Origin of the sequence: Lichenihabitans psoromatis (assembly GCF_004323635.1) — a bacterium.
Lineage (GTDB): Bacteria > Pseudomonadota > Alphaproteobacteria > Rhizobiales > Beijerinckiaceae > Lichenihabitans > Lichenihabitans psoromatis.
In genome coordinates this window covers 3,665,785-3,685,724 of record NZ_CP036515.1, presented here as the reverse complement: position 1 = coordinate 3,685,724, position 19,940 = coordinate 3,665,785, and the positions used below count along the sequence as shown (strand labels likewise).

The window sequence follows — 19,940 nt, the reverse complement described above, 5'->3', positions numbered from 1 at the left end:
GCCGTGCAGGCCCTGTACCAGATGGAAGTTGCCCGGAAGGGTCTCAACGAGATCTTCGCCGAATTCGAGTCGCATTGGATCGGGCAGGAGGTCGAAGGCGATCAGTATCGCCCGGCCGAGATCGCTTTCTTCCGCAATATCCTGCAAGGCGTTCTCGATCACCAGACCGCGATCGATAAGATGACGGACGAGGCTTTGCAGGCTGGTTGGCCGCTGCGGCGCGTCGAAGCGGTTCTTCGAGCCATCCTGCGTTGCGGAACCTATGAGCTCATGCGGCGCGGTGACGTCCCGGCGCGCGTCGTCATCACCGAATATGCCGATTTGGCCGCTGCTTTCTTCGATCGGGAAGAGGTGGGTCTGGTGAACGGCGTGTTGGACGGACTGGCCCACACGCTCCGATCCGATGAATTCGAGCCGCGCCGACAGACACCCGCCTGAACGATAGCGAGCGACCGGACGATCCAACGTCCGTGCTCGGCGTTCTCAGACGTATAGGCGACATGGGAGGAAAGCGATGAGCGACGCGCAGATGAAGACGTTTGGGGTCGTGGACGGTCTCGAGGTTCAGGAGATCATCCTCAGAGCCGATAGCGGCGCTTCGGTTTCGGTGCTGTCGTGGGGTGCCGTCATCCGCGACATGATCGTGCCGTCGCGGTCGGGCCTGCAACGCGTGGTGCTCGGGCTCAATTCCATCGACGATTATGTGGCCCATTCACCTTATTTCGGCGCGGTCCCGGGTCGCTTTGCCAATCGGATCGCGGGCGGTTTCACGCTGGACGGAAAGCGCCACGATCTCGCCTGTAACGAGAAAGGCATCACATGCCTGCATGGCGGACCGAAGGGCTTCGGCGTCCGCGTCTGGACCGTCAAGGCCCATACGACACATTCGGTGACGTTGACGCTCCGGTCCGATGATGGAGATCAGGGCTTCCCCGGCACGCTTGACGCGACCTGCACCTACACGCTGATCGAGCCCGCCACGCTTCGGATCGAGCTCACGGCCACAAGCGACGCCGCGACCGTCGTCAACCTCACCAACCATTCCTATTTCAATCTGGATGGGTCGACCGACATTCTCGATCATGACGTGACGATCTTCGCCGATCGCATGACGCCGGTGGACACCAACAGCATCCCCACGGGCGAGATTGCACCCGTAGAGGGGACGCCATTCGACTTCCGTGAAGCGCGCCCGGTGCGGCACGAAGCGATCCAGGTCTATGACATCAACTACGTCCTCCGCGGCGGACGGTTCGGCGGCGCTCTCGATCATGCGGCGACCGTTCATTCGTCCAAGAGCGATGTGACGCTGCAGGTCCACACCGATCAGCCTGGCGTGCAATTTTACAATGCCGCGTTCCTCAATTGCCCGGTCCCCGGTTTGGATGGTGCAACATACGACCAGTTCGGCGCTCTGTGTCTCGAGACGCAATTCTTTCCCGACTCACCGAACCAACCGACATTCCCCTCAACCGTTCTTCGTCCTGGCGAGGTCTACAGCCATCGGACCGAATTCCGCTTCTCCTGAACTGGCATAAAAAAAACCGCGCGGCAGACACCGCGCGGCTTGATCTGTGAGGGCTTGCCCGAAGGCGCCGAAGCTTAGCGGTCGCCGAGGCTTCCGTCGCTCTCGGCCAAGGCTGCGCCAATCTCAAGCCCGAGATCGTCGAGAGACATTTCCTCGCGAACGTTGATCTCTTCACCCTTGAGCTGACGCTCGGCTTCTTCCGGCGACCGGGCGACGTTGATCGTCACCTTGGCTTCGACTTCCGGGTGCAACTGAACCGGCAGAATATGCAGGCCGATCGTCTTGATCGGGGTGGCGAGAACGACCTGATTGCGCGTCGCCGAGAAACCACCTTCCGTGATGGCTTCTGCGATATCGCGCGTCGACACCGATCCGTAAAGCTGTCCGGTTTCGCCGGCCTGACGGATCATCGTGAAGGTCTGACCGTCGAGTTGCTCGGCAATGGCCGAGGCTTCGGTCTTGAGCTCGAGGTTGCGGGTCTCGAGCTGAACGCGCTGCGTCTCGAAGCGCTTGGCATTGCCTTCCGTGGCGCGCAAAGCCTTGCCGCGCGGCAAAAGAAAGTTGCGGGCAAAGCCGTCCTTGACGCGGACGCGCTCGCCCATCTGGCCGAGCTTAGCAACGCGTTCGAGCAAAATTACTTCCATGGTGTACCTCCTGTTGAATTGGAATGAGACGTCGGTGTGCGGCGAAACCTGAGGGAAAACAGGCAGTCCACGAGTCCGATGAGTGTGAGGGCGATGAGCGGCCATGGCATGATCATGGCGGTCACCACATAGATGGCCGCCAGAATGGCGCGCCGGGCCGTGAAGCCGCGCGTCAGCACATGGGCGGTCGCCAAACCTTGCAAAGCAAAAGCCGTCGCGAAGGACGCCGCGACAGTCGCGGCCCCAATGCCGATCAACCCATCGGCAAAGAGCGGCAAAACCCCGAGAAGAACGAGGGCTGGGGCCCAGCGGGGCAGCATCAATCCATCCGGCACAGACGGCCACGGACGGATCAAGCGATGCGAGATCTCACTGATGCGACCAGCGAGCCAGAGGTTGAGCATCAACATGATGAATGACGAGGCCGCCATCGCCAGCGGTAGGATGCGGACCACGAGCCCAGCAAACTCCGAAGGATTGATGCCGGTCGACTTGACCGGCAGCCCAAGGATCGCTTCAAGACGCCCGGACATCACGTCGAAAGCTTTGTCATAGCCGCCGAACCGGATCACGATCGCGGTGCCCATCATCAGCACGGCGAAGCTCGCGAGCGCTGCGCCCCAGGTGACGAGCCGACCGAGCGGATACCACAAGAGCGGAGGCGAAGCCGACTGGGATTGTCCTGTAACGGCGACCAGTTCGGGCGCGGGACGCGCCAGCAAAGCCAGATAGGAAAGCCACCAGCCAGGAAACGCAAAGGCGATGGCGAAAAATGCGCCAAGGACAGGGCCAAGCGCCAGAGTCACGGCGCCGGTGCCGATCAAGGCGCCGGCAAGTCCGGATAGATGTCCGAAGCCGACCGCTGCGATCATAATCGGAAGGGCGGTGAAATACGCCATGAGGGTCGCGACGGCCGTACCCTTCGCGGAAACCACGAACAGCAGGGCCGCTGCGAGACCGGCGCTAACCGCCACACCTGAGGTTTTCATCATGGTCGAGCTGTCCCGCCTCGAAATGAGGGGTTAGGAGGCCGTGAACATCCTTGTTCCGGCCCCCAGCCAAGCGCCCGAGTTTCGCTCTCGACGCGCCGACGTCATGGGCAAGTAAACCCGCCCGAAGCTTTTTAACGGATCATGTAGGGCAAGATGCCCAAGAAACGCGCCCGCTTGATGGCAGTCGCGAGTTCGCGCTGCTTTTTGGCCGAGACCGCCGTGATGCGGGACGGCACGATCTTGCCACGCTCGGACACGTAGCGCGACAGAAGACGTGTGTCCTTGTAATCGATCTTCGGCGCGTTCGGGCCGGAGAACGGGCAGGTCTTACGACGACGGAAGAACGGGCGACGCGGAGCGGTAGCCATTATGCTTCTCCTCCACCTTGGAAGCCTGAACCCTGGAAGCCACCTTCCTGAGGACGCGGGCCGCGCGGAGCACGGTCGCTCCGATCGAAGCGGCCGCCGCCACTGCCGCGACGCTCGCCGCGGTCACCACGATCGTCACGATCGCTGTCTTCGCGCTTGCGCAGCATGGCCGATTGGCCTTCCTCGTGCTCATCGACGCGGATCGTCAGGATGCGGAGCACATCTTCGTTGATGCGCATCTGGCGCTCCATCTCGACCAGAGCGGCCGAGGGGGCATCGATGTTCATCAGCGTGAAATGCGCCTTGCGGTTCTTCTTGATCCGGTAGGCGAGGGATTTGACGCCCCAATATTCCACCTTGGCGATCTTGCCGCCATTGGCCTCGATGATACCTTTGAGTTGCTCGGTCAGCGTTTCCACCTGTTGGGCGGTTACGTCCTGACGAGCCATATAAACGTGCTCGTAAAGAGCCATTATGACTTGCCTTTCTGGTTCACGCTCGCATCCGGCGCGGAGCCCTTCGAGCCTCGGTAAGGCTCGAGCGGTTTCATTCGAAGGCGGGAACACGGGAAGACGGGCGGGTGCCCTACATCGTCAAGAAACGACGATGCCCTCCGTTCAGCCCCCGGCCAGGATGCTGCGGAGGGCGCACCATACAGACATTCAAGCCACGCGCAACCCTTGCCGTCGCGAGTGACCGCTCCAAAGCGGGAGCCGTGCCTTCGCTTGACAGGCGAGAGGCTGCAGTGGCACTCCGCACATCTTGATTGATAAAGCGTTGAACGATTTGCCGAGGCCGATGACAACAGCGTTTATGTTTCCAGGGCAGGGGTCGCAAAGCGTCGGAATGGGCAAGGCCCTGGCTGATCGCTTCCCCGAAGCGCGAGCCGTGTTCGACGAGGTTGATGCCGCGCTCGGCCAAGAGCTTTCGGCGACCATCTTCGAGGGACCCGAGGCGGATCTGACCGCGACCGCCAACGCTCAGCCGGCTTTGATGGCGACGAGCCTCGCGGTCGTTCGCGTGTTGCAGGCCCATGCCGGTTTGGACCTCGCAACCCAGGCCGCCTTCGTGGCCGGTCATTCGCTTGGCGAATATTCAGCTCTCGCGGCTGCAGGTGCTCTTTCCATCTTCGACGCCGCGCGTCTGCTCCGTCTCAGGGGTGAAGCCATGCAGGCTGCGGTTCCGGCCGGGGTGGGTGCCATGGCGGCGTTGCTGGGGACCGATGCCGAACAAGCCGGCGCCATCGCGGCCGACGCCGCTGAAGGCGACGTCTGCGATGTCGCGAATGATAACGGAGGCGGACAGGTCGTCCTATCGGGTCACGCGGCTGCGATCGACCGCGCGATCGCTTTGGCCAAGCAGCGGGGCGTCAAGCGAGCCGTGCTGCTCAATGTCTCCGCTCCTTTTCATTGCGGTCTCATGCGGTCTGCCGCCGATAAAATGCAGGATGCGCTTGCGACGGTGTCGATGCATCCGCCTGTCGTCCCGCTCTTCGCCAACCGGGATGGTAAGCCGGTATCCGACGTCGACTCCATCAGGCAATCCCTGGTGGCACAGATTTGCGGCACCGTTCGCTGGCGAGACGTCGTGCTGACGATGGCCGAGGCCGGTGTCGATGATCTTGTCGAACTCGGTTCGGGCGCCGTTCTATGCGGTCTCGTCAAGCGCATCACGCCAGGACTGCGGACGATATCGGTCGGAACGCCGGCAGATATCGAGGCCTTTGCGGCGGCTCGCAATTCGATCCAGGAGCATTGATGTTCGATCTATCGGGGAAAACCGCGCTCGTCACGGGTGCAACGGGCGGCCTCGGCCAGGCGATCGCGACCGCACTCCACCAGCAGGGCGCGACGGTCGTTCTGTCGGGAACGCGTGTCGAGGCGCTCGAGACGCTTGCCTCAACCCTGGGCGAGAGAAGCTTCCCGGTGCAATGCGATCTGTCGGATCCCGAACAGGTCAAGACCCTTGTGGCGCGAGCCGAAGAGGCGGCAGGCCCTCTCGATATCCTGGTCAACAATGCCGGCGTGACGCGCGATACGCTGGCGCTGCGGATGAAGGATGATGATTGGAATGTCGTGCTGATGGTCAATTTGACAGCAGGGTTCATGTTGGCTCGCGCGGCGCTGAAAAGCATGACGCGTCGACGCTATGGCCGGATTATCGGGATCACCTCCGTGGTCGGGGTGATGGGCAATCCAGGTCAGAGCAATTACGCCGCCTCAAAGGCCGGGATGATCGGCATGTCGAAGTCCTTGGCCGGCGAGGTCGCCACGCGGAACGTGACGGTGAACTGCGTCGCCCCAGGTTTCATCGAGAGCCCGATGACGGACGTGCTGAACGACAAACAAAAGGAATCAATACTTGCTTCCGTCCCGGCTCGACGTCTAGGCAACGGATCGGACGTTGCTTCCGCAGTTGTCTATCTCGCAAGCCAAGAAGCCGGCTATGTGACGGGGCAGACTCTTCACGTCAATGGCGGAATGGCAATGATTTGAGAGCCTTATTGGTCTTGGTCGAGCCCATGAGGATCCGCTGGCGGGTCTCTCGCAATCGTCTATAAAGTATGTTACGACCCAGCGCCGCCGACGGATTATCAGTGGAAAAACACTGGGTTTCGTCGGATGATTTGCATGCGAAGCGAAAAGTCGAGTGACGGTTCGAGGTCTTCGTGTTTCAAGTCGAGGTGCCCGCGACGCAGCTGTTGGTTCGGTCTTCAGGGCGAACCTTCGGTCACGCGGAACGTGGGAGAGCTTTCGTTTCTCGTGGCTGTCCGGTCTGACGATGGTCGGTCGAACGGTCCACGAGGGGGCAGCGGTCATGCATCACCACGGTGAGCGTGACCAACCAAAATGAATATGAACGAGGATACAAAAATGAGCGATGTCGCCGAGCGCGTAAAGAAGATCGTGGTTGAACATCTCGGCGTCGAGCCGGAAAAGGTCGTCGATAACGCTAATTTCATTGACGATCTTGGCGCAGATTCGCTCGACACGGTCGAACTCGTGATGGCCTTCGAAGAAGAGTTCGGTGTTGAAATCCCGGACGATGCTGCCGAGACGATTGTCACGGTCGGCGATGCCGTCCGGTTCTTGGAAAAGAACAAAAAGGCTTAAGCCAGCACGTCCTGCCGAGCAGGGTGCAGAGCCGGTGATGCGGTTCAAGCCGGTCGCAGAACCGGCGTCTGATGAAGCGAAGCGCGGAAAGATCCTCTTGCTCCGAAAGCTTCGGAGCTTGAGGGTGATGAGGTGGATTCATTGAGGCGCGTTGTAGTTACCGGGGTCGGTATGGTGACGCCGCTCGGCGGCGATGTCGACACATCCTGGCGCGCTCTCCTCGAGGGCAAGAACGGCGCCAAACTGATTGATCGGTTCGATGTGTCCGATCTGCCGTGCAAGATCGGATGCGAAGTGCCGCGGGGCGACGGCACCGACGGGAGCTTCGATCCCGCTCGTTGGATGGAGCCAAAAGAGCAGCGCAAGGTCGATGATTTCATCGTCTTTGCGATGGGTGCCGCAGGGCAGGCCTTAGCCGACGCCGATTGGCTTCCGACCCGCTATGAGGATCAGATCGAGACCGGGGTTATGATCGGATCCGGTATCGGAGGACTCGGCGGCATTAACGACGGTGCGCTTCTGCTCGACGAAAAAGGGCCGCGCCGGATCTCACCCTTTTTCATTCCCGGCCGCCTTATCAATCTCGCCGGCGGGTATGTATCGATCCGCTATGGCCTCAAGGGACCGAACCATGCCGTCGTCACGGCTTGTTCCACAGGCGCGCATGCGATCGGCGATGCGGCTCGCATCATCCAATTTGGCGACGCGGAAGTCATGGTGGCGGGCGGCACGGAATCGGCCGTCAACCGACTGTCATTCGCTGGCTTCGCGGCCTGTCGCGCCCTGACGACCGGCTTCAACGATCGGCCGCAAGCCGCCTCCCGCCCGTATGATCGGGATCGCGACGGTTTCATCATGGGCGAAGGCGCAGGCTGCGTCGTTCTCGAAAGCTTTGAGCATGCCAAGGCCCGTGGCGCCAAGATCTATGGCGAGGTGGTCGGCTACGGCATGTCGGGGGACGCGCATCATATCACGGCACCAGCCGAAGATGGCGACGGCGCCTTTCGGTGCATGTCGGCGGCCTTGAAGCGAGCGGGCCTCTCGGCCAGCGACATCGACTATATCAACGCTCATGGGACTTCGACGCCGTTGGGCGACGAGATCGAACTCCGCGCTGTCGAGCGCGTCCTCGGCGATGCGGCGTCCTCGGTTGCCATGTCGTCGACGAAATCCGCCACAGGCCATCTTTTGGGCGCGGCAGGAGCCGTCGAGGCGATCTTTTCCTTGCTGGCGATCCGCGATCAGATCGTCCCGCCGACACTCAACCTCGATCACCCGTCGGTCGAGACGCAGATCGATCTGGTGGCCCACACGGCCAAAGCCCGTCCGATCACGCATGTGCTGTCGAATTCATTCGGCTTCGGCGGCACCAATGCGTCACTCATCTTCAAACGCGTCGAACACTGATACGTCGTCGACGCTGTGCCGCCCTGGCTCTCTGGAACCACCGTCACGCGACAAGTCTGCAACATGACAATAGCGTTTCGTGACCTCTCACTGGTTTGTCGCTGCGTCGCCACATTTTCAGTGCTGTTGTTGCAGGGTTCCGGGGCGGATCGGCGCATCTCCGTCGGAGGCCGTGATGCCGTCGTTCACCTTGCGGTAGTCGCCGCGGCGCAAAAGCCTTAGGGTCGCGCCCTACATATTCACATCCGCAACTCACGGTTTGATGATGGTCGACACTCCGAAAGATCCAACATCGCCAACGCAGGGTCCGGCCGAGAGACGATCGAGCTTCGGGGGGCGCCGTTCGCTTCGAAGCCCGCGCGAAGCCTTGCAGCCTGATGACGTGCCTCAGCCGCCGCAGCCCCCGCAAAACAAGCGCCGCCGGCCCATCGTCGGCATCGCGAGCGGGCTCCTGTCTTTCATCGGCATCGCCGCCATTGCTCTTGCGGTCGCGTGGTCGCTTGGCGAACAGCGCATCAACACGCCCGGACCTCTGCCGGCCGATAAAGCCGTGACGATCGCGCCCGGAACGGATGTGTCCGGCATCGTCGATCAATTGGCTGATGAGGGCGTCGTCGAAAGCCGACCCTTGATGACGGCGGCGCTTTGGATCGAGGGCAATCGCGGCAAGGTCAAGGCCGGCGAATATATGTTCAAGCAGGCGGCCAGCTTGCGTGACGTGATCGATACGCTCGTGTCGGGTAAGCAGATCCTGCATTCCATCACGATTCCCGAGGGGCTCACGAGCGAGCAGGTCGTCGATCGACTGCGCGACGACGACGTCCTGGCGGGAGACATCAAGGAGGTGCCCAAGGAAGGTACCTTGATGCCCGATACGTTCAAATTCGCGCGGGGCACGACGCGCGATCAGGTGATCCGCAACATGCAGGCCGAGCAGAAAAAGATTCTGGCGGATGTTTGGGCACGCCGCTCACCCGATACGCCGATCCGCTCGCCCTACGAACTCGTCACCCTCGCGTCGATTGTCGAGAAGGAAACGGGTCGCGCCGACGAGCGACCGCGCGTCGCCGGTGTTTTCGTCAACCGGCTTGTCCGCAACATGCCTCTGCAATCGGATCCGACAATCGTTTACGGCCTTGTCGGCGGCAAAGGCACGCTCGGGCGTGGTATTCTCAAGAGCGAGCTCGAACAGAAAACGCCGTATAACACCTATGCGATCACGGGCCTGCCCCCTGGCCCGATCGCTAATCCGGGTAAGGCCGCGCTCGAGGCTGTCGCGAGCCCGTCCCGGACCAAGGAGCTGTATTTCGTTGCCGACGGAACTGGTGGGCATGCTTTCGCGGACAATCTCGATCAGCACCGCGCGAACGTGTTGCGTTGGAGGCAGATCGAGAAGGATGCGAAGGACAAGGTCTCGCCCGATGCCGACAAGGTCACGGCGCCTGTCCCAGCCGGCGCGGTTGCGCCGCGGAGCAATCAGCGGAGCGACAACAATGGCGGTGAGACCGTCTATGGCGAGCTTCCGAGCGGCACATTGGCGACGGCACTGTCGCCGCAACCCTCCCGTCTTGCTGCTTTTCCGTTCAAGGGTTTCGACGCCGCGCCTTCGACACCGCTGTCGACAAAGCCGGCAACCGCTAATGCCTATGCCCCAAACGGTAATTTTGACGAACTCGATATTGAGGTTGCTGGGGTGCGATCCAAAGCCGGTGTCGGCGATGCGGATCTCGATGAGGGCGGCTATGTCGCCGATCCCGCACAGTCCGCAACCGGCTCGATGGCCACATTCCCGGTTTCGGCGCAGCAATTGGCCGACCAGAAGGCTCGCGCTCGCGCTTACGGGCTTCAGACGTCGAACGATCGACAACCACAGCCCGGTGCCGTCTCGCTCGATACCCCAAACGACAATTCACCGCCGATATCAAACCGGCGCTTCGGGAAAGGCTCCATCATCGATGCCTCCGAAGGGACCGCCTTCGATCCTCTACGCGACAAGAGCTATGACCTGAGCTCGGCCAAGATCGTCCCGACCATCCGCGCGCTGCCGCCCGTCGTTCCCCTCGCGACCTCCGTCAATTGACCTCGCTCGAGGCAAGCCAGTCGGGCGAGCGATCGACAGCGACGACACTCGCCAGCATGACGGGTTTTGCTCGCGCCTCGTCGACGATCGTGGCCGGCAGCCTCGCTTGGGAACTCAAGACCGTAAACGGTAAGGGGCTCGACATCAGAGTGCGGCTGCCGAACGGGTTCGACGGACTCGAACCTGAATGTCGCGCGCGGATCGCGGCCGTGATCGGGCGCGGGACGTGCCACGCAGTGCTGCTGTTGCAACGGCCGCCGCAACCACCTGTGGTCCGGATCGACGAAGCGATTTTGCGCGGGTTGATCGCCGCAATCGACGCCGCTACGCCACCGGGCGCCGGGGTAGGGCGGGTCACGATGGATGGTCTGCTCGGCATTCGGGGTGTCGTCGACCTCACCGAGCCGACCGAGGACCCATCCGTTCGCGCGACGATCGACCGTGCGGCGCTCGATGTGTTGACGATCACGCTCGGCCAATTGCAAACCGCGCGGGTCGCCGAGGGCTCTGGTCTTCGGAGTGTTCTGCTGGCGCAACTGAGCGACATCGCAGCCTTGACTACGGCCGCCGAGGATGCGCCCGGGCGCGGCGTCGAGGCGGTCTTCGACCGACTGGTCGAAGCAGTGCGAGGGTTGATCGATGCGGTTCCGGCGCTCGATCCGAACCGCCTGCATCAGGAAGCCGTGATGCAGGCGGCGCGGGCCGACATCCGCGAGGAGCTCGATCGGCTTCGCATTCACCACCGCGCCGCCTTGGACCTGATCACCGACGGCGGCATCGTCGGTCGAAAGCTGGATTTTCTGGCGCAAGAACTTGGCCGCGAGGCCAACACGCTCTGTGCCAAGTCAAACGATGCGGCTCTGACCGGGATCGGGCTGGACCTTCGCCATCGGATCGAGCAATTTCGCGAACAAATCCAAAATCTGGAATAGAGAACCTCATGCCGCTCGGTCAGCACCATCCAGCCCTTCTCAAGCGTCGTGGCTTGATGCTGATCCTCTCGTCACCGTCAGGAGCCGGCAAGACGACCCTGACCCGCATGCTGTTGCAAAAGAAGGAATCGGATCTCACGCTGTCGGTTTCGGTGACGACGCGGGCTCGGCGGTCGAGTGAAGCTGACGGGATCCACTACCATTTCGTCACGCACGAGCGGTTTCAGGCCTTGCGCGATCACGACGATCTTCTGGAATCGGCAGAGGTTCACGGCAACTTCTATGGAACACCCCGCGGCCCGGTCGAAGACGTGATCGCGGCTGGCCGAGATGTGCTGTTCGATATCGATTACCAGGGCACGCAGCAGGTTCGGAGCAAGGCCCCGGCAGATGTCGTCACGATCTTCATTCTGCCGCCCTCCATGCGGGAGTTGCGGGCCCGTCTCGAGCGGCGCGCCGAGGACCAGGCCGATGTCATCGAGCAACGCCTGACCAATGCGCGAAACGAGATCGCGCGCTGGACGGCCTATGATTACGTGCTGATCAACGACGACCTGCAGAAGACCTTCACGGATGTGCTGGATATTTTAACGGCCGAGCGACTGAAGCGCGTAAGGGTCGAGACCGGCGTTTCCGCTTTCGTTGCGACGTTGCTGCGCGAATAGCGGATCAACGTCGGCGCGACATCTCACCGTAGACACGCGCGAGAGCGACAAAGCCTGCGATGTCGATTTCCTCGGCGCGGGTCGATCCATCGAGGCCAGTCTGCTCCAGCATAAGCGGCACATCGATCGGGCCGCCATGCAGCGACAACGATTTCAACGACTGCCGCAGCATCTTCCGACGCTGCCCGAAGGCCGCCAGCGTGACGGCCGCCAGATCAGACCCCGAACATGGCAAGGGCACATCGCGCGGCCGTAACTCGACGACTGAGGACATGATTTTTGGCGGCGGCGTAAAGGCTTGGGGTGGCACGTCGAATAGCATGCGAGCCTCGGTCCGCCAGCCGCAGAGAACGCCGAGCCGACCATATTCGGCGCGATCCTCCACCCCCGCGACGATCCGTTCGCCGACCTCACGCTGAAACATGAGCACAAGCCGATCGAACCACGGCGGCCAGGGTTCGGCTTCGAGCCAGCGTGTCAGCAGGGCCGTTCCAATATTATACGGCAGATTGGCCACGACCCTTAGTCGACCGCCGGGCACCCCGCGCGCCAGGACGGCCGGGTCGAGCGTTAGCGCATCGCCCTCGATGATGGTCAGGCGACCGGGGTAGTGAGCTTCAATCTCGGCTAGAGCCGGAAGGCAGCGCTTGTCGCGCTCAACCGCGATCACATGAGACGCGCCGGCCAGCAGCAAGGCGCGGGTCAGCCCACCTGGCCCCGGGCCGACTTCAAACACGGTCTGCCCCTCGAGCGGGCCGGCGGCGCGTGCGATCTTGCCGGTCAGGTTGAGGTCGAAGAGAAAATTCTGACCAAGCGTTTTTTTGGCGTCGAGCCCGTGCATTCTGACGACCTCCCGCAAGGGAGGGAGGCCATCGGCCGTCTCACGCTCAACATCGTCCGGCAGCAGGGTCAAACGAGGGAGCCAGGCGACAAGCCGGCTCGTTCCTGCACGGCAAGCCGACCCGCGAGTGCCAGGGCCGCAACGAGGCTGGTGTCGCGTGCTATCCCACGACCAGCGATGTCGAAGGCCGTGCCATGGTCCGGCGACGTTCGGATGAACGGCAGACCAAGCGTCACGTTGACGGCCTCGTCGAACGCCAGTGTCTTAATCGGGATCAAAGCCTGATCATGATACATCGCGAGGGCAACGTCATAGCCAGGGCGCGCCGCGGACGTGAAGAGCGTATCGGCCGGAAACGGTCCCGTGATGTCGATGCCGCTCGCACGGAGGGCCTCGAGGGCCGGAATGATCATGTCGATCTCATCGCGGCCCATGCTGCCCCCTTCACCCGCGTGAGGGTTGAGCCCGGCACAAGCCAGCCGCGGCTTTCCGATGCCGAAGCGTAGCCGGCAATCGTGATCGACGATCCGAGCGGTCGCTTCGATCAACGAGCCGGAGAGCCCGGCCTGCACATCCGCAAGGGCGATGTGGATCGTAACAGGCACGACCGCCAGCATGTCCGACCAGATCATCATGACGGCCAGGGGACGCGGCACATTCCAGAACCGTGCTGCGAGTTCGCCGAGAAATTCAGTATGGCCAGGATGGGCGAAACCCGAAGCATAGAGCACGCTTTTGGCGATCGGATTGGTCACCACCGCTGCGGCGAGGCCGGAGCGGACATGCTGAACCGCCGTCTCGATCGCCTCGATTGTTCCAGCCGCGTCCTCGACGCACGGCTGGCCCGGCGAACCGCTGACGCGCCTGCTCAAAGGGACCACCGGCAGGCGTGAGCTGAACAAACCTGCCGCATCAGCCGGGGTCGTCTCGACGATCTCGACATCGAGCCCGAGCAACTCTGCACGCTTTGCCAGCAGGGCGGGATCTGCGACGACATAGAACGGCACCGTCTCACCAGTGCGACGCATCCAGGCCGACAAGGTCAGGTCGGGCCCGATTCCCGACGGATCGCCCTGCGTTAGAGCGATCGGCAGCGGCAATGCTGACATAACCGTCAATGCTTTTCGACGACGGCGGTCTTTCGCAAATCCTGGTACATGCGATCGGCAATCTTCGACAAGCGTTCGGTGATCAGATCAGCCTGAATGTTGTCGCGCACCGTCGTCCGATCCGCCTCGTCGTCACGGCCACAGACGGCGATCATCTCGATGCCCGAGGCCGACCGCTCCGGTGCTGTCAGCCTGCCCTTTGGCGTCTGATCCAGCGTCTCCCGGGTCTTGGCCGAGAGCGCGCTTGCGTTGCGTGTCACGGCCGGCTTGATCCCGACGTCGGGGAGCGAGCGGGCCAGCGGCAAGCCGCTCGCACAATCCTGAAAGCGCGACCGCAACGCCTGGGCTTCCCGCATACGTCCTTCAAGGACGCCAGCGCTCGCGCCGCTCGGCACAACGAAGACCACCTGCTGCAACGTGTAATCCGCCGATTCTTTACCGGCAGACGTGCTCTTGGCCAAAGCCGCAGTAATCTCTTCCTCGCTGACGTTCAGCGCCTTGTTGCGATTGCGGACGTAATTGTTCCAGGCCGCGACGGCGCGGAGATGCTGGCGGATAATATCCGTATTACCCTTGGCGGCCTGCAGCGAGTTGGCCAGCGCTTGTGGCTGCATTTTCGCCGCGGACGCCACCCGGTTCAGCGTCTGGCTCAGATCGGAATCACTCGCGTCGATCCCATATTTGTTGGCTTCGCGCAGCTTGATGCGGTCGGCGACGAGATCCTCCAAGGCATCCGCACGCGAAGCCGGCTTCTTGATGATGCGAAGAAATTTCATCTGCTCGTCGACATCAGACGTGGTGATCGGGTCGCCGTTGACGATGGCGGCGATCGCCTGAGCCGAGGCCGGCGCCGCCGACCCTATCCAACACCATCCCAAAGCCACAGCCGCAACCGCTAGAGTACCGATGGTGGGAACCGAACGCGACATGAGCATGGGTGTCCTATGAGCAGAAAAGCACATCAGCCAAGCGCCGCAAGGCTTTGACAGAAGCCGGTCGCTCGCAGCGACCTACACCGAAGCAAACAACCAAGCAGCACATAGGGACGCTGTCGACCACGCCCCGTGTATCGCGAGATCGAATTGCAAGCGAATCGACGATATTTCGCTGAAAGTTTAAGGCTTGAATACGACACCGCAAAGGCGTTGCCGGCCTAAACGGCACTCTACTTGTAAATGCCGTCCTGCACGGTTTGAGCCCCACCGACGCCGGTCTGCACCTTGCCTTGCGCCAATGTCCGGAGGGTCAGTTGCAACAAGACGGTCTGGTCGAGGCCCCTCACGCCAGCCGAGTCGGTGTAGCTTCGGCTGTAATTCACGCTCACGGTCGTACAATCATCGTTGTAGCCGACACCAAGTCCGAGAACCGACAGCGCGGGGCTCCCCAGCTTAAGATCATAAAGGCCAGTCGCCGTATCGTACTTATAGGGGTTGAGGTCGATCGTGGCGCTCCCCTTGAGGAAGTAGTGATCGAGGAAGTCGTATCGTCCGGAGAACAAAATGCCTTCACGACGATAGGGGTAGCCGATCAACGTCTGCGCCGCATATCGCGAATACTGGATCGATCCGGTGGTCGCCCCAAATTTCGCGTTGGCGATCACGTCGATCGATTCCGGCGTGAAGTCTTTCTCGCTGAAACGGCTCCGCGCGATGAACGAGAAATCTTGGTTCAGGTTCACGGCGACGCGACCGACGTAGTCCGAGCGAGCCGTCGCAAGTCCCGATTCGGCGCTGACGTTGGCCACATCGCTAATCGCGTAGGAGTTCAGCCCAGCGACTTGGAAGGACTGCCCGAACAGGGCATTGACCGACATCCCTGAATTGAACGTCATCGTATATTGACCGCCGACATTGGCTCTCACGCCGCCTTCAGTTCGGTCGTAGCCGGAGAACTTGTTCCATTCGAACAGGGTCGTATCGTCGAACACGAGGCTTTGAGCATCCTCGTTCGGCAGATCACCCGCATGCAACTCGCTCGGTCGAGCGACGATCTGCGCGATCGGTTCGAAAAGATGCGTCGCCCAGCCCGTCGAGGCCACGAACGGATAGCGATATTCGAGGCCGATCCCAGGCATAGCACGGCCATAGAAAGAGTCGTTCTTCGATCCGAAGAAGTTCGATTGATCCGCGTTCGAGATTTCGGAGAAGCCCCCGGCGCTCGTGAACGTAAAGGTGTCGCTCTTGTTCAAGGCGAGCCAGGAGGTGTCGACCCGCACGAAGGCGAAAGGCGTCCACACCTCGCCGAATGGATCGATGAATTTGCGCTGCCAGGAGACCTGTGCCGAGGCCCGATCATAATCGCCGCCCACGCCGCGAATGAAGCAGTTCGGCGGCTTGAAGTTCGGCAGGGCCGGATTGGGTGTCAGCGACGTCGGGCAAACATCGTAGAGCGCGAAGGCTTTGTCGAGAAGACGAACGCCGGTCGATTGGTAATCGGCTGCGGTGCGCGAGATCGCCGTGAAGTTGAGGTCGATCTTGACTTCGCCACCAACCCCATAGGTCTTCTCAGGCGCAAGCCCGATGGTCCGGTTGTAGTCGAGCACCGGAAGAACAAGCGGCTGCTGCTTGTTGAAGTCGTATTCCGACAGACCCTGAATGCGATAGCCGCGCAGATCGAAATAGCTGCGATCACCCTGGCCCGTCAGGTAAACGGTCGAGATCGACTCCTTGATGTAGTCGGTCGTCAGGCTCTCGCTGCGGATTTTGTAATCCTGGAAGAAGTATTTGTCGCTGAACAGGGAGAGGTCCCAGCCGTATTTCCACTGCTCGTTGATGAAGAACTTGCCCGCCGTCTCGATCGAGCCGCGCAATTCGCGGCGGCCCGTGCCGTAGGGCTGGGCATCGAATTGGCCGGGATCGAGCTGGTCGATGCCGGTGGCGCGAATGTTATACGAGCCGGACATCATGCGCTGACGCCACTCGACCTGGCCCAGGACGCCCTGCTTGGACAGGAAGGTCGGCGTCACGGTCAGATCGTAGTTCGGCGCGAGATTGAAGAAATACGGAACAGACGCACCAAAGCCGAGGCGTGATTCATAGACGTAGCCGGGGGCCAAAAAGCCGGTCTTGCGGGTTACGGTCGGGTCGGGCGTCGAAAGATAGGGCAGATAGGCGATCGGAACGCCGAGGAACTCGAAGCTCGCGTCCTCGAAATAGATCATCTTTTCTTCTTTGTTGTGGATGATCTTCATAGCCTTCAGCTGCCATAACGGCGGCCGCTCGGGATGTTCCTTACAGGGCGCGCAGGCCGTGTAGGTTCCCTTGTCAAAGACCGCCGTTTCGCCGGCGCTGCGCTCGCCGCGTGGTGCGGTGAAATAGGTCTTGTCCTTGGTGATCGCACTCAGGCTATCGATGAAACCGCTCTTGAAATCGTCGGTGAGGTCAAACCGGTCGCCATAGGCGACGGTGCCGTCGGTTTCGGTCAGCTTCGCATTGCCGGTCGCAAAAACGCGACTGCTGGTGCGGTCATAGGTAACTTTGTCGGCTTCGAGGATGCGGCCCTGATAGTAGAGCTGAACATTGCCCTCGGCCGTCACGACATTCTTGTCACGATCGTAGGTGAGCTGTTTCGCCTCGACCACGAGACGGTCGGCCTTTGCAGGCTCGGCGGCGGCTTGAGTGCCGGCGACCGTCGGTGATTTTGGATCGAGTGCCGCTGCCTCAGCGTGACCGCCGGATGCCGACAGTCCGGCCGCCAACAGGATCAATAGTCCGAGCGCCGCCAGAAACTTGCCACAGCGGATCTGAAGGGGGCTGCCATGCCGCTCCATCAACCGTCTTCCTGCTGCAAGAGAACGAATGTGGCCAACATGCTTCCAACGATTGCAGGCGACCAAGCCGCCACAGGTGCACTGAGGATTCCCGCGCCCCCTAGATCTCCGATGAGCGTCGTCGCGACATAGAGCACGAAGCCTGCCGCAACGCCACCCGAGACCATCTTTGCCACACCACCAAACCGGAAAAATCTTAAGGAAAACGAAGCGGCGATCAGCACCATCGTGACCAACAGCAAAGGACGAGCCAGAAGTGTTTGATATCGCAGCCGATAGGCCGTCGCGTCGAGCCCGGCTTGCTCGGTTCGTTGCTGAAACGCCGGCAGTGACCAGAACGGAACGCCCTCCGGTGCCACGAAGGATTGAGAGACTTGATCGGCCGTCAGATTGGTGGCCAGCAGGAAGGTCTTGGAATCCTGTGGCTCGTCGTCGGGCGAGATGATGTGAGCATCGGTAAGGCTCCAGAATCCGGGCTCCAATTCGGCTGATTTCGCATTGACGCGTTCCTGAAACGAGCCATCCGGCTCGAACACGAAGGCGGTGACGCCGGTGAGGCTCGTTCCGCCGTCTTCGGCATGATCGGCTCGGATGATCGCCTGGCCGTCGATGCTCTTCTGTCTGAGCCAAAGCGCCTTTTCGCCCGCCCCGGCGGCCCCGAACAATTTGAGCTCGAGGCGGTCGGCCTGACGTTTCGAGAGAGCCGAAATGGGATTGTAGATCGTGGTCGCGACGATGCCGATCGCCAATGCGACGGCCACCGGCGGTAACATGAACTGCCAGACCGACATCCCGGCCGCACGCGCCACCACGAGCTCGAGCTTCCGCGTGAGATTGATGAAGGCGAACATTGCCCCGAACAAGACCGCGAAAGGCATGACCTGCTCCGACACGGACGGCACCCGCAGCAGCGACAAGAAAGCGACCAGCAGCGTCGACGAGCCTTTCGCGTCACTGGCCCGGCGCAGCATCTCGACGAAATCGAGCAGATAGATCAGCAGGAACATCAGCCCGAAGACGGACAAAACCGTGCGGGCAAAGGTCACCGAGAAGTAGCGCGTGAGCGTTGGTCCGATCACGGATGCACCGCCGTCGCGAGGCGTCGCCGGCGAGCCGGACGCAGGAGGGTGGGCCCAAACATCCACCAGGCCGCACCGACAAGACCGAGAAGCGGCACCGCATAATCGAGCGCGACCGCACCGGCGGATTTGACCACGAGGCTCGCTGCGCCGAAGCCCGCAACGCGAACCAGCAACACGATCACGATCGCGGCCAGGATCGCACCACTTCGGCCTTGCCGGGTGGTGCGAGGCTGAGCCAGGGCCGCCAAGGCGATCATCCCGAAGGTCAGAGCGTAAAGCGGGTTGACGAAACGGTCATGCAGTTCAGAGCGAAAGCGGCCAAGTTGCGAGGCCACATAGGGATCCTTGGTGTTCAGCGTCAGCAGATCGAGGGTGGAGCGTTCGCGGGGCTTGTAGGGGACCGCGCCGTTGTTGCCGCCGAATTGCGTGAGGTCGATCTTGTAGGAATCGAACACCACGATGGCGGCGCTGGTGGTCTTGGGGTCTTCTCTCTGCAGACTGCCCTTCTGCAGCACGAGATAGGATTCGTCGCCCGATTGCTGCGTCGTGCCGCTCTCGGCGAGATATGTGGCGATGTGGGTCGGGTCTCGACGATCCTGAATGAAGATGCCGAGCAGCGCGCCGTTGGCGCCGCGTTCGCGGTAGTGGAACACGAAACCCTGATCAAGCGTCGTGAACGTTCCCTCCCGCACGATCCGGGTGATGAAATCCGCCCGCACCTTCGTCACGAGATCCCGCAATTCGTGGAAGCCGGCCGGCACCGCATAGAGCGACATGAACCCCACCATCAGGGTCGTCACCATGGTCAGGACCGCGAAGGGTCGCATCAGCCGCGCCGGGGAAAGACCCGCCGCACTCATGACGATGAGTTCGCTATCCGCGTTCAAGCGATTGAGGACGTAGAGGATCGCGATGAACAGGGCGATCGGCGCAATGAACATGACGAGCGACGGGATCGCGAGCCCCGTCACGGTAAGAAAGATGAGGATCGATTGACCCTGCATCGTCAGCAGATCGAACTCGCGCAAAGCCTGAGTCAGCCAGATCACGGCCGTCAGGACCACAAGCGCAGCCACGAAGGCCACGGTCGAGGTCCGCAGGATGTAACGCCCCACGAGGTTCAGCACGGTTCGGGCATCCCCCCGATCACTCCACGATGCAAGATCACGCTCGACAAAAGGCGCAGATCACGCCAGCAACAAGGCGCGGCGAAACCAAAGGAAAAACGAACCTCTTCATACCGTTAGAAGCCATAATGCTGCGCGATCCCGGCTTAGCCTTAGAGCGGCGCCTCCATTCGAGCAAGCGCATGCCGGTCGTCCAAACCATCGGACCACACCGTTCGGTAACGTAACAAGAGGGTCATAATTACGGCGTCGCTGCGTTTAGCGAAGCGATTTCCGAGCATTG

At 61.5% G+C, this 19,940-nt stretch carries 19 protein-coding genes; 9 read left to right on the top strand and 10 right to left on the bottom strand.

Annotated elements, in window-relative coordinates; translation table 11 throughout:
• Positions 1 to 21: 21 nt before the first annotated feature.
• Together nusB and EY713_RS17215 are read left to right on the top strand one after the other, a co-directional pair.
• The gene (gene nusB / locus EY713_RS17220; protein ID WP_245504080.1) at positions 22 to 438 is read left to right on the top strand and encodes a transcription antitermination factor NusB; all 417 of its coding nucleotides are present in this window, start codon (positions 22 to 24) and stop codon (positions 436 to 438) included.
• A 76-nt stretch (positions 439 to 514) separates the two neighbouring features.
• Positions 515 to 1,528, top strand: coding sequence for an aldose epimerase family protein (locus tag EY713_RS17215; protein WP_245572767.1), 1,014 nt, complete (start codon positions 515 to 517; stop codon positions 1,526 to 1,528).
• Between the two features lie 74 nt (positions 1,529 to 1,602).
• On the opposite strand, the gene rplI is transcribed toward EY713_RS17215, so the two are convergent.
• From rplI to rpsF, 4 genes are all read right to left on the bottom strand, one after another.
• Positions 1,603 to 2,172 carry a 50S ribosomal protein L9 gene (gene rplI / locus EY713_RS17210; protein WP_131117167.1) on the bottom strand — a complete coding sequence of 190 codons (570 nt, stop codon included), beginning with the start codon at positions 2,170 to 2,172 and terminating at the stop codon, positions 1,603 to 1,605.
• Entirely contained in the window at positions 2,163 to 3,164 is a 1,002-nt protein-coding gene (locus EY713_RS17205) for a YybS family protein (RefSeq protein ID WP_131117164.1), read from the bottom strand. The genes rplI and EY713_RS17205 overlap by 10 nt, the downstream gene beginning before the upstream one ends.
• A gap of 131 nt (positions 3,165 to 3,295) precedes the next feature.
• Entirely contained in the window at positions 3,296 to 3,532 is a 237-nt protein-coding gene (rpsR, locus tag EY713_RS17200; RefSeq protein ID WP_131117161.1) for a 30S ribosomal protein S18, read from the bottom strand.
• On the bottom strand, positions 3,532 to 4,005 hold the full coding sequence (gene rpsF / locus EY713_RS17195) for a 30S ribosomal protein S6 (protein WP_131117158.1): 474 nt from the start codon (positions 4,003 to 4,005) through the stop codon (positions 3,532 to 3,534). The genes rpsR and rpsF overlap by 1 nt, the downstream gene beginning before the upstream one ends.
• Before the next feature lie 325 nt (positions 4,006 to 4,330).
• Here rpsF and fabD point away from each other — a divergent pair, with 325 nt between their 5' ends.
• The 7 genes from fabD to gmk all read left to right on the top strand — a co-directional run bounded on the left by fabD (position 4,331) and on the right by gmk (position 11,729).
• Positions 4,331 to 5,290 (top strand): ACP S-malonyltransferase, encoded by a 960-nt coding sequence (gene fabD, locus EY713_RS17190; protein ID WP_131117155.1) that lies wholly within the window; start codon positions 4,331 to 4,333, stop codon positions 5,288 to 5,290.
• Positions 5,290 to 6,027, top strand: a complete 738-nt coding sequence (gene fabG / locus EY713_RS17185) for a 3-oxoacyl-[acyl-carrier-protein] reductase (RefSeq protein WP_131117152.1) — start codon at positions 5,290 to 5,292, stop codon at positions 6,025 to 6,027. The genes fabD and fabG overlap by 1 nt, the downstream gene beginning before the upstream one ends.
• A 378-nt stretch (positions 6,028 to 6,405) precedes the next feature.
• On the top strand, positions 6,406 to 6,645 hold the full coding sequence (locus EY713_RS17180; protein WP_131117149.1) for an acyl carrier protein: 240 nt from the start codon (positions 6,406 to 6,408) through the stop codon (positions 6,643 to 6,645).
• A gap of 141 nt (positions 6,646 to 6,786) precedes the next feature.
• Positions 6,787 to 8,052, top strand: coding sequence for a beta-ketoacyl-ACP synthase II (fabF, locus tag EY713_RS17175; protein ID WP_131119883.1), 1,266 nt, complete (start codon positions 6,787 to 6,789; stop codon positions 8,050 to 8,052).
• A gap of 382 nt (positions 8,053 to 8,434) precedes the next feature.
• Entirely contained in the window at positions 8,435 to 10,132 is a 1,698-nt protein-coding gene (mltG, locus tag EY713_RS17170) for an endolytic transglycosylase MltG (protein WP_245572766.1), read from the top strand.
• Between the two features lie 56 nt (positions 10,133 to 10,188).
• The gene (locus EY713_RS17165; protein ID WP_131117146.1) at positions 10,189 to 11,064 is read left to right on the top strand and encodes a YicC/YloC family endoribonuclease; all 876 of its coding nucleotides are present in this window, start codon (positions 10,189 to 10,191) and stop codon (positions 11,062 to 11,064) included.
• An 8-nt stretch (positions 11,065 to 11,072) separates the two neighbouring features.
• A complete protein-coding gene (gmk, locus tag EY713_RS17160; protein ID WP_245572765.1) occupies positions 11,073 to 11,729 on the top strand; it encodes a guanylate kinase in 657 nt (218 codons plus the stop codon).
• A gap of 4 nt (positions 11,730 to 11,733) precedes the next feature.
• Here gmk and rsmA read toward each other — a convergent pair whose 3' ends face one another.
• From rsmA to lptF, 6 genes are all read right to left on the bottom strand, one after another.
• Positions 11,734 to 12,570 (bottom strand): 16S rRNA (adenine(1518)-N(6)/adenine(1519)-N(6))-dimethyltransferase RsmA, encoded by an 837-nt coding sequence (gene rsmA, locus EY713_RS17155; protein ID WP_131119877.1) that lies wholly within the window; start codon positions 12,568 to 12,570, stop codon positions 11,734 to 11,736.
• A gap of 68 nt (positions 12,571 to 12,638) precedes the next feature.
• Entirely contained in the window at positions 12,639 to 13,679 is a 1,041-nt protein-coding gene (gene pdxA, locus EY713_RS17150; protein WP_131117143.1) for a 4-hydroxythreonine-4-phosphate dehydrogenase PdxA, read from the bottom strand.
• Between the two features lie 5 nt (positions 13,680 to 13,684).
• Positions 13,685 to 14,608 (bottom strand): SurA N-terminal domain-containing protein, encoded by a 924-nt coding sequence (locus tag EY713_RS17145; protein WP_165491174.1) that lies wholly within the window; start codon positions 14,606 to 14,608, stop codon positions 13,685 to 13,687.
• Between the two features lie 236 nt (positions 14,609 to 14,844).
• Entirely contained in the window at positions 14,845 to 17,448 is a 2,604-nt protein-coding gene (locus tag EY713_RS17140; protein ID WP_131117137.1) for an LPS-assembly protein LptD, read from the bottom strand.
• A complete protein-coding gene (lptG, locus tag EY713_RS17135; protein ID WP_131117134.1) occupies positions 17,448 to 18,527 on the bottom strand; it encodes an LPS export ABC transporter permease LptG in 1,080 nt (359 codons plus the stop codon). The genes EY713_RS17140 and lptG overlap by 1 nt, the downstream gene beginning before the upstream one ends.
• A complete protein-coding gene (lptF, locus tag EY713_RS17130; RefSeq protein ID WP_131117132.1) occupies positions 18,524 to 19,657 on the bottom strand; it encodes an LPS export ABC transporter permease LptF in 1,134 nt (377 codons plus the stop codon). Before lptF ends, lptG begins: the two co-directional genes overlap by 4 nt.
• Positions 19,658 to 19,940: the final 283 nt, after the last annotated feature.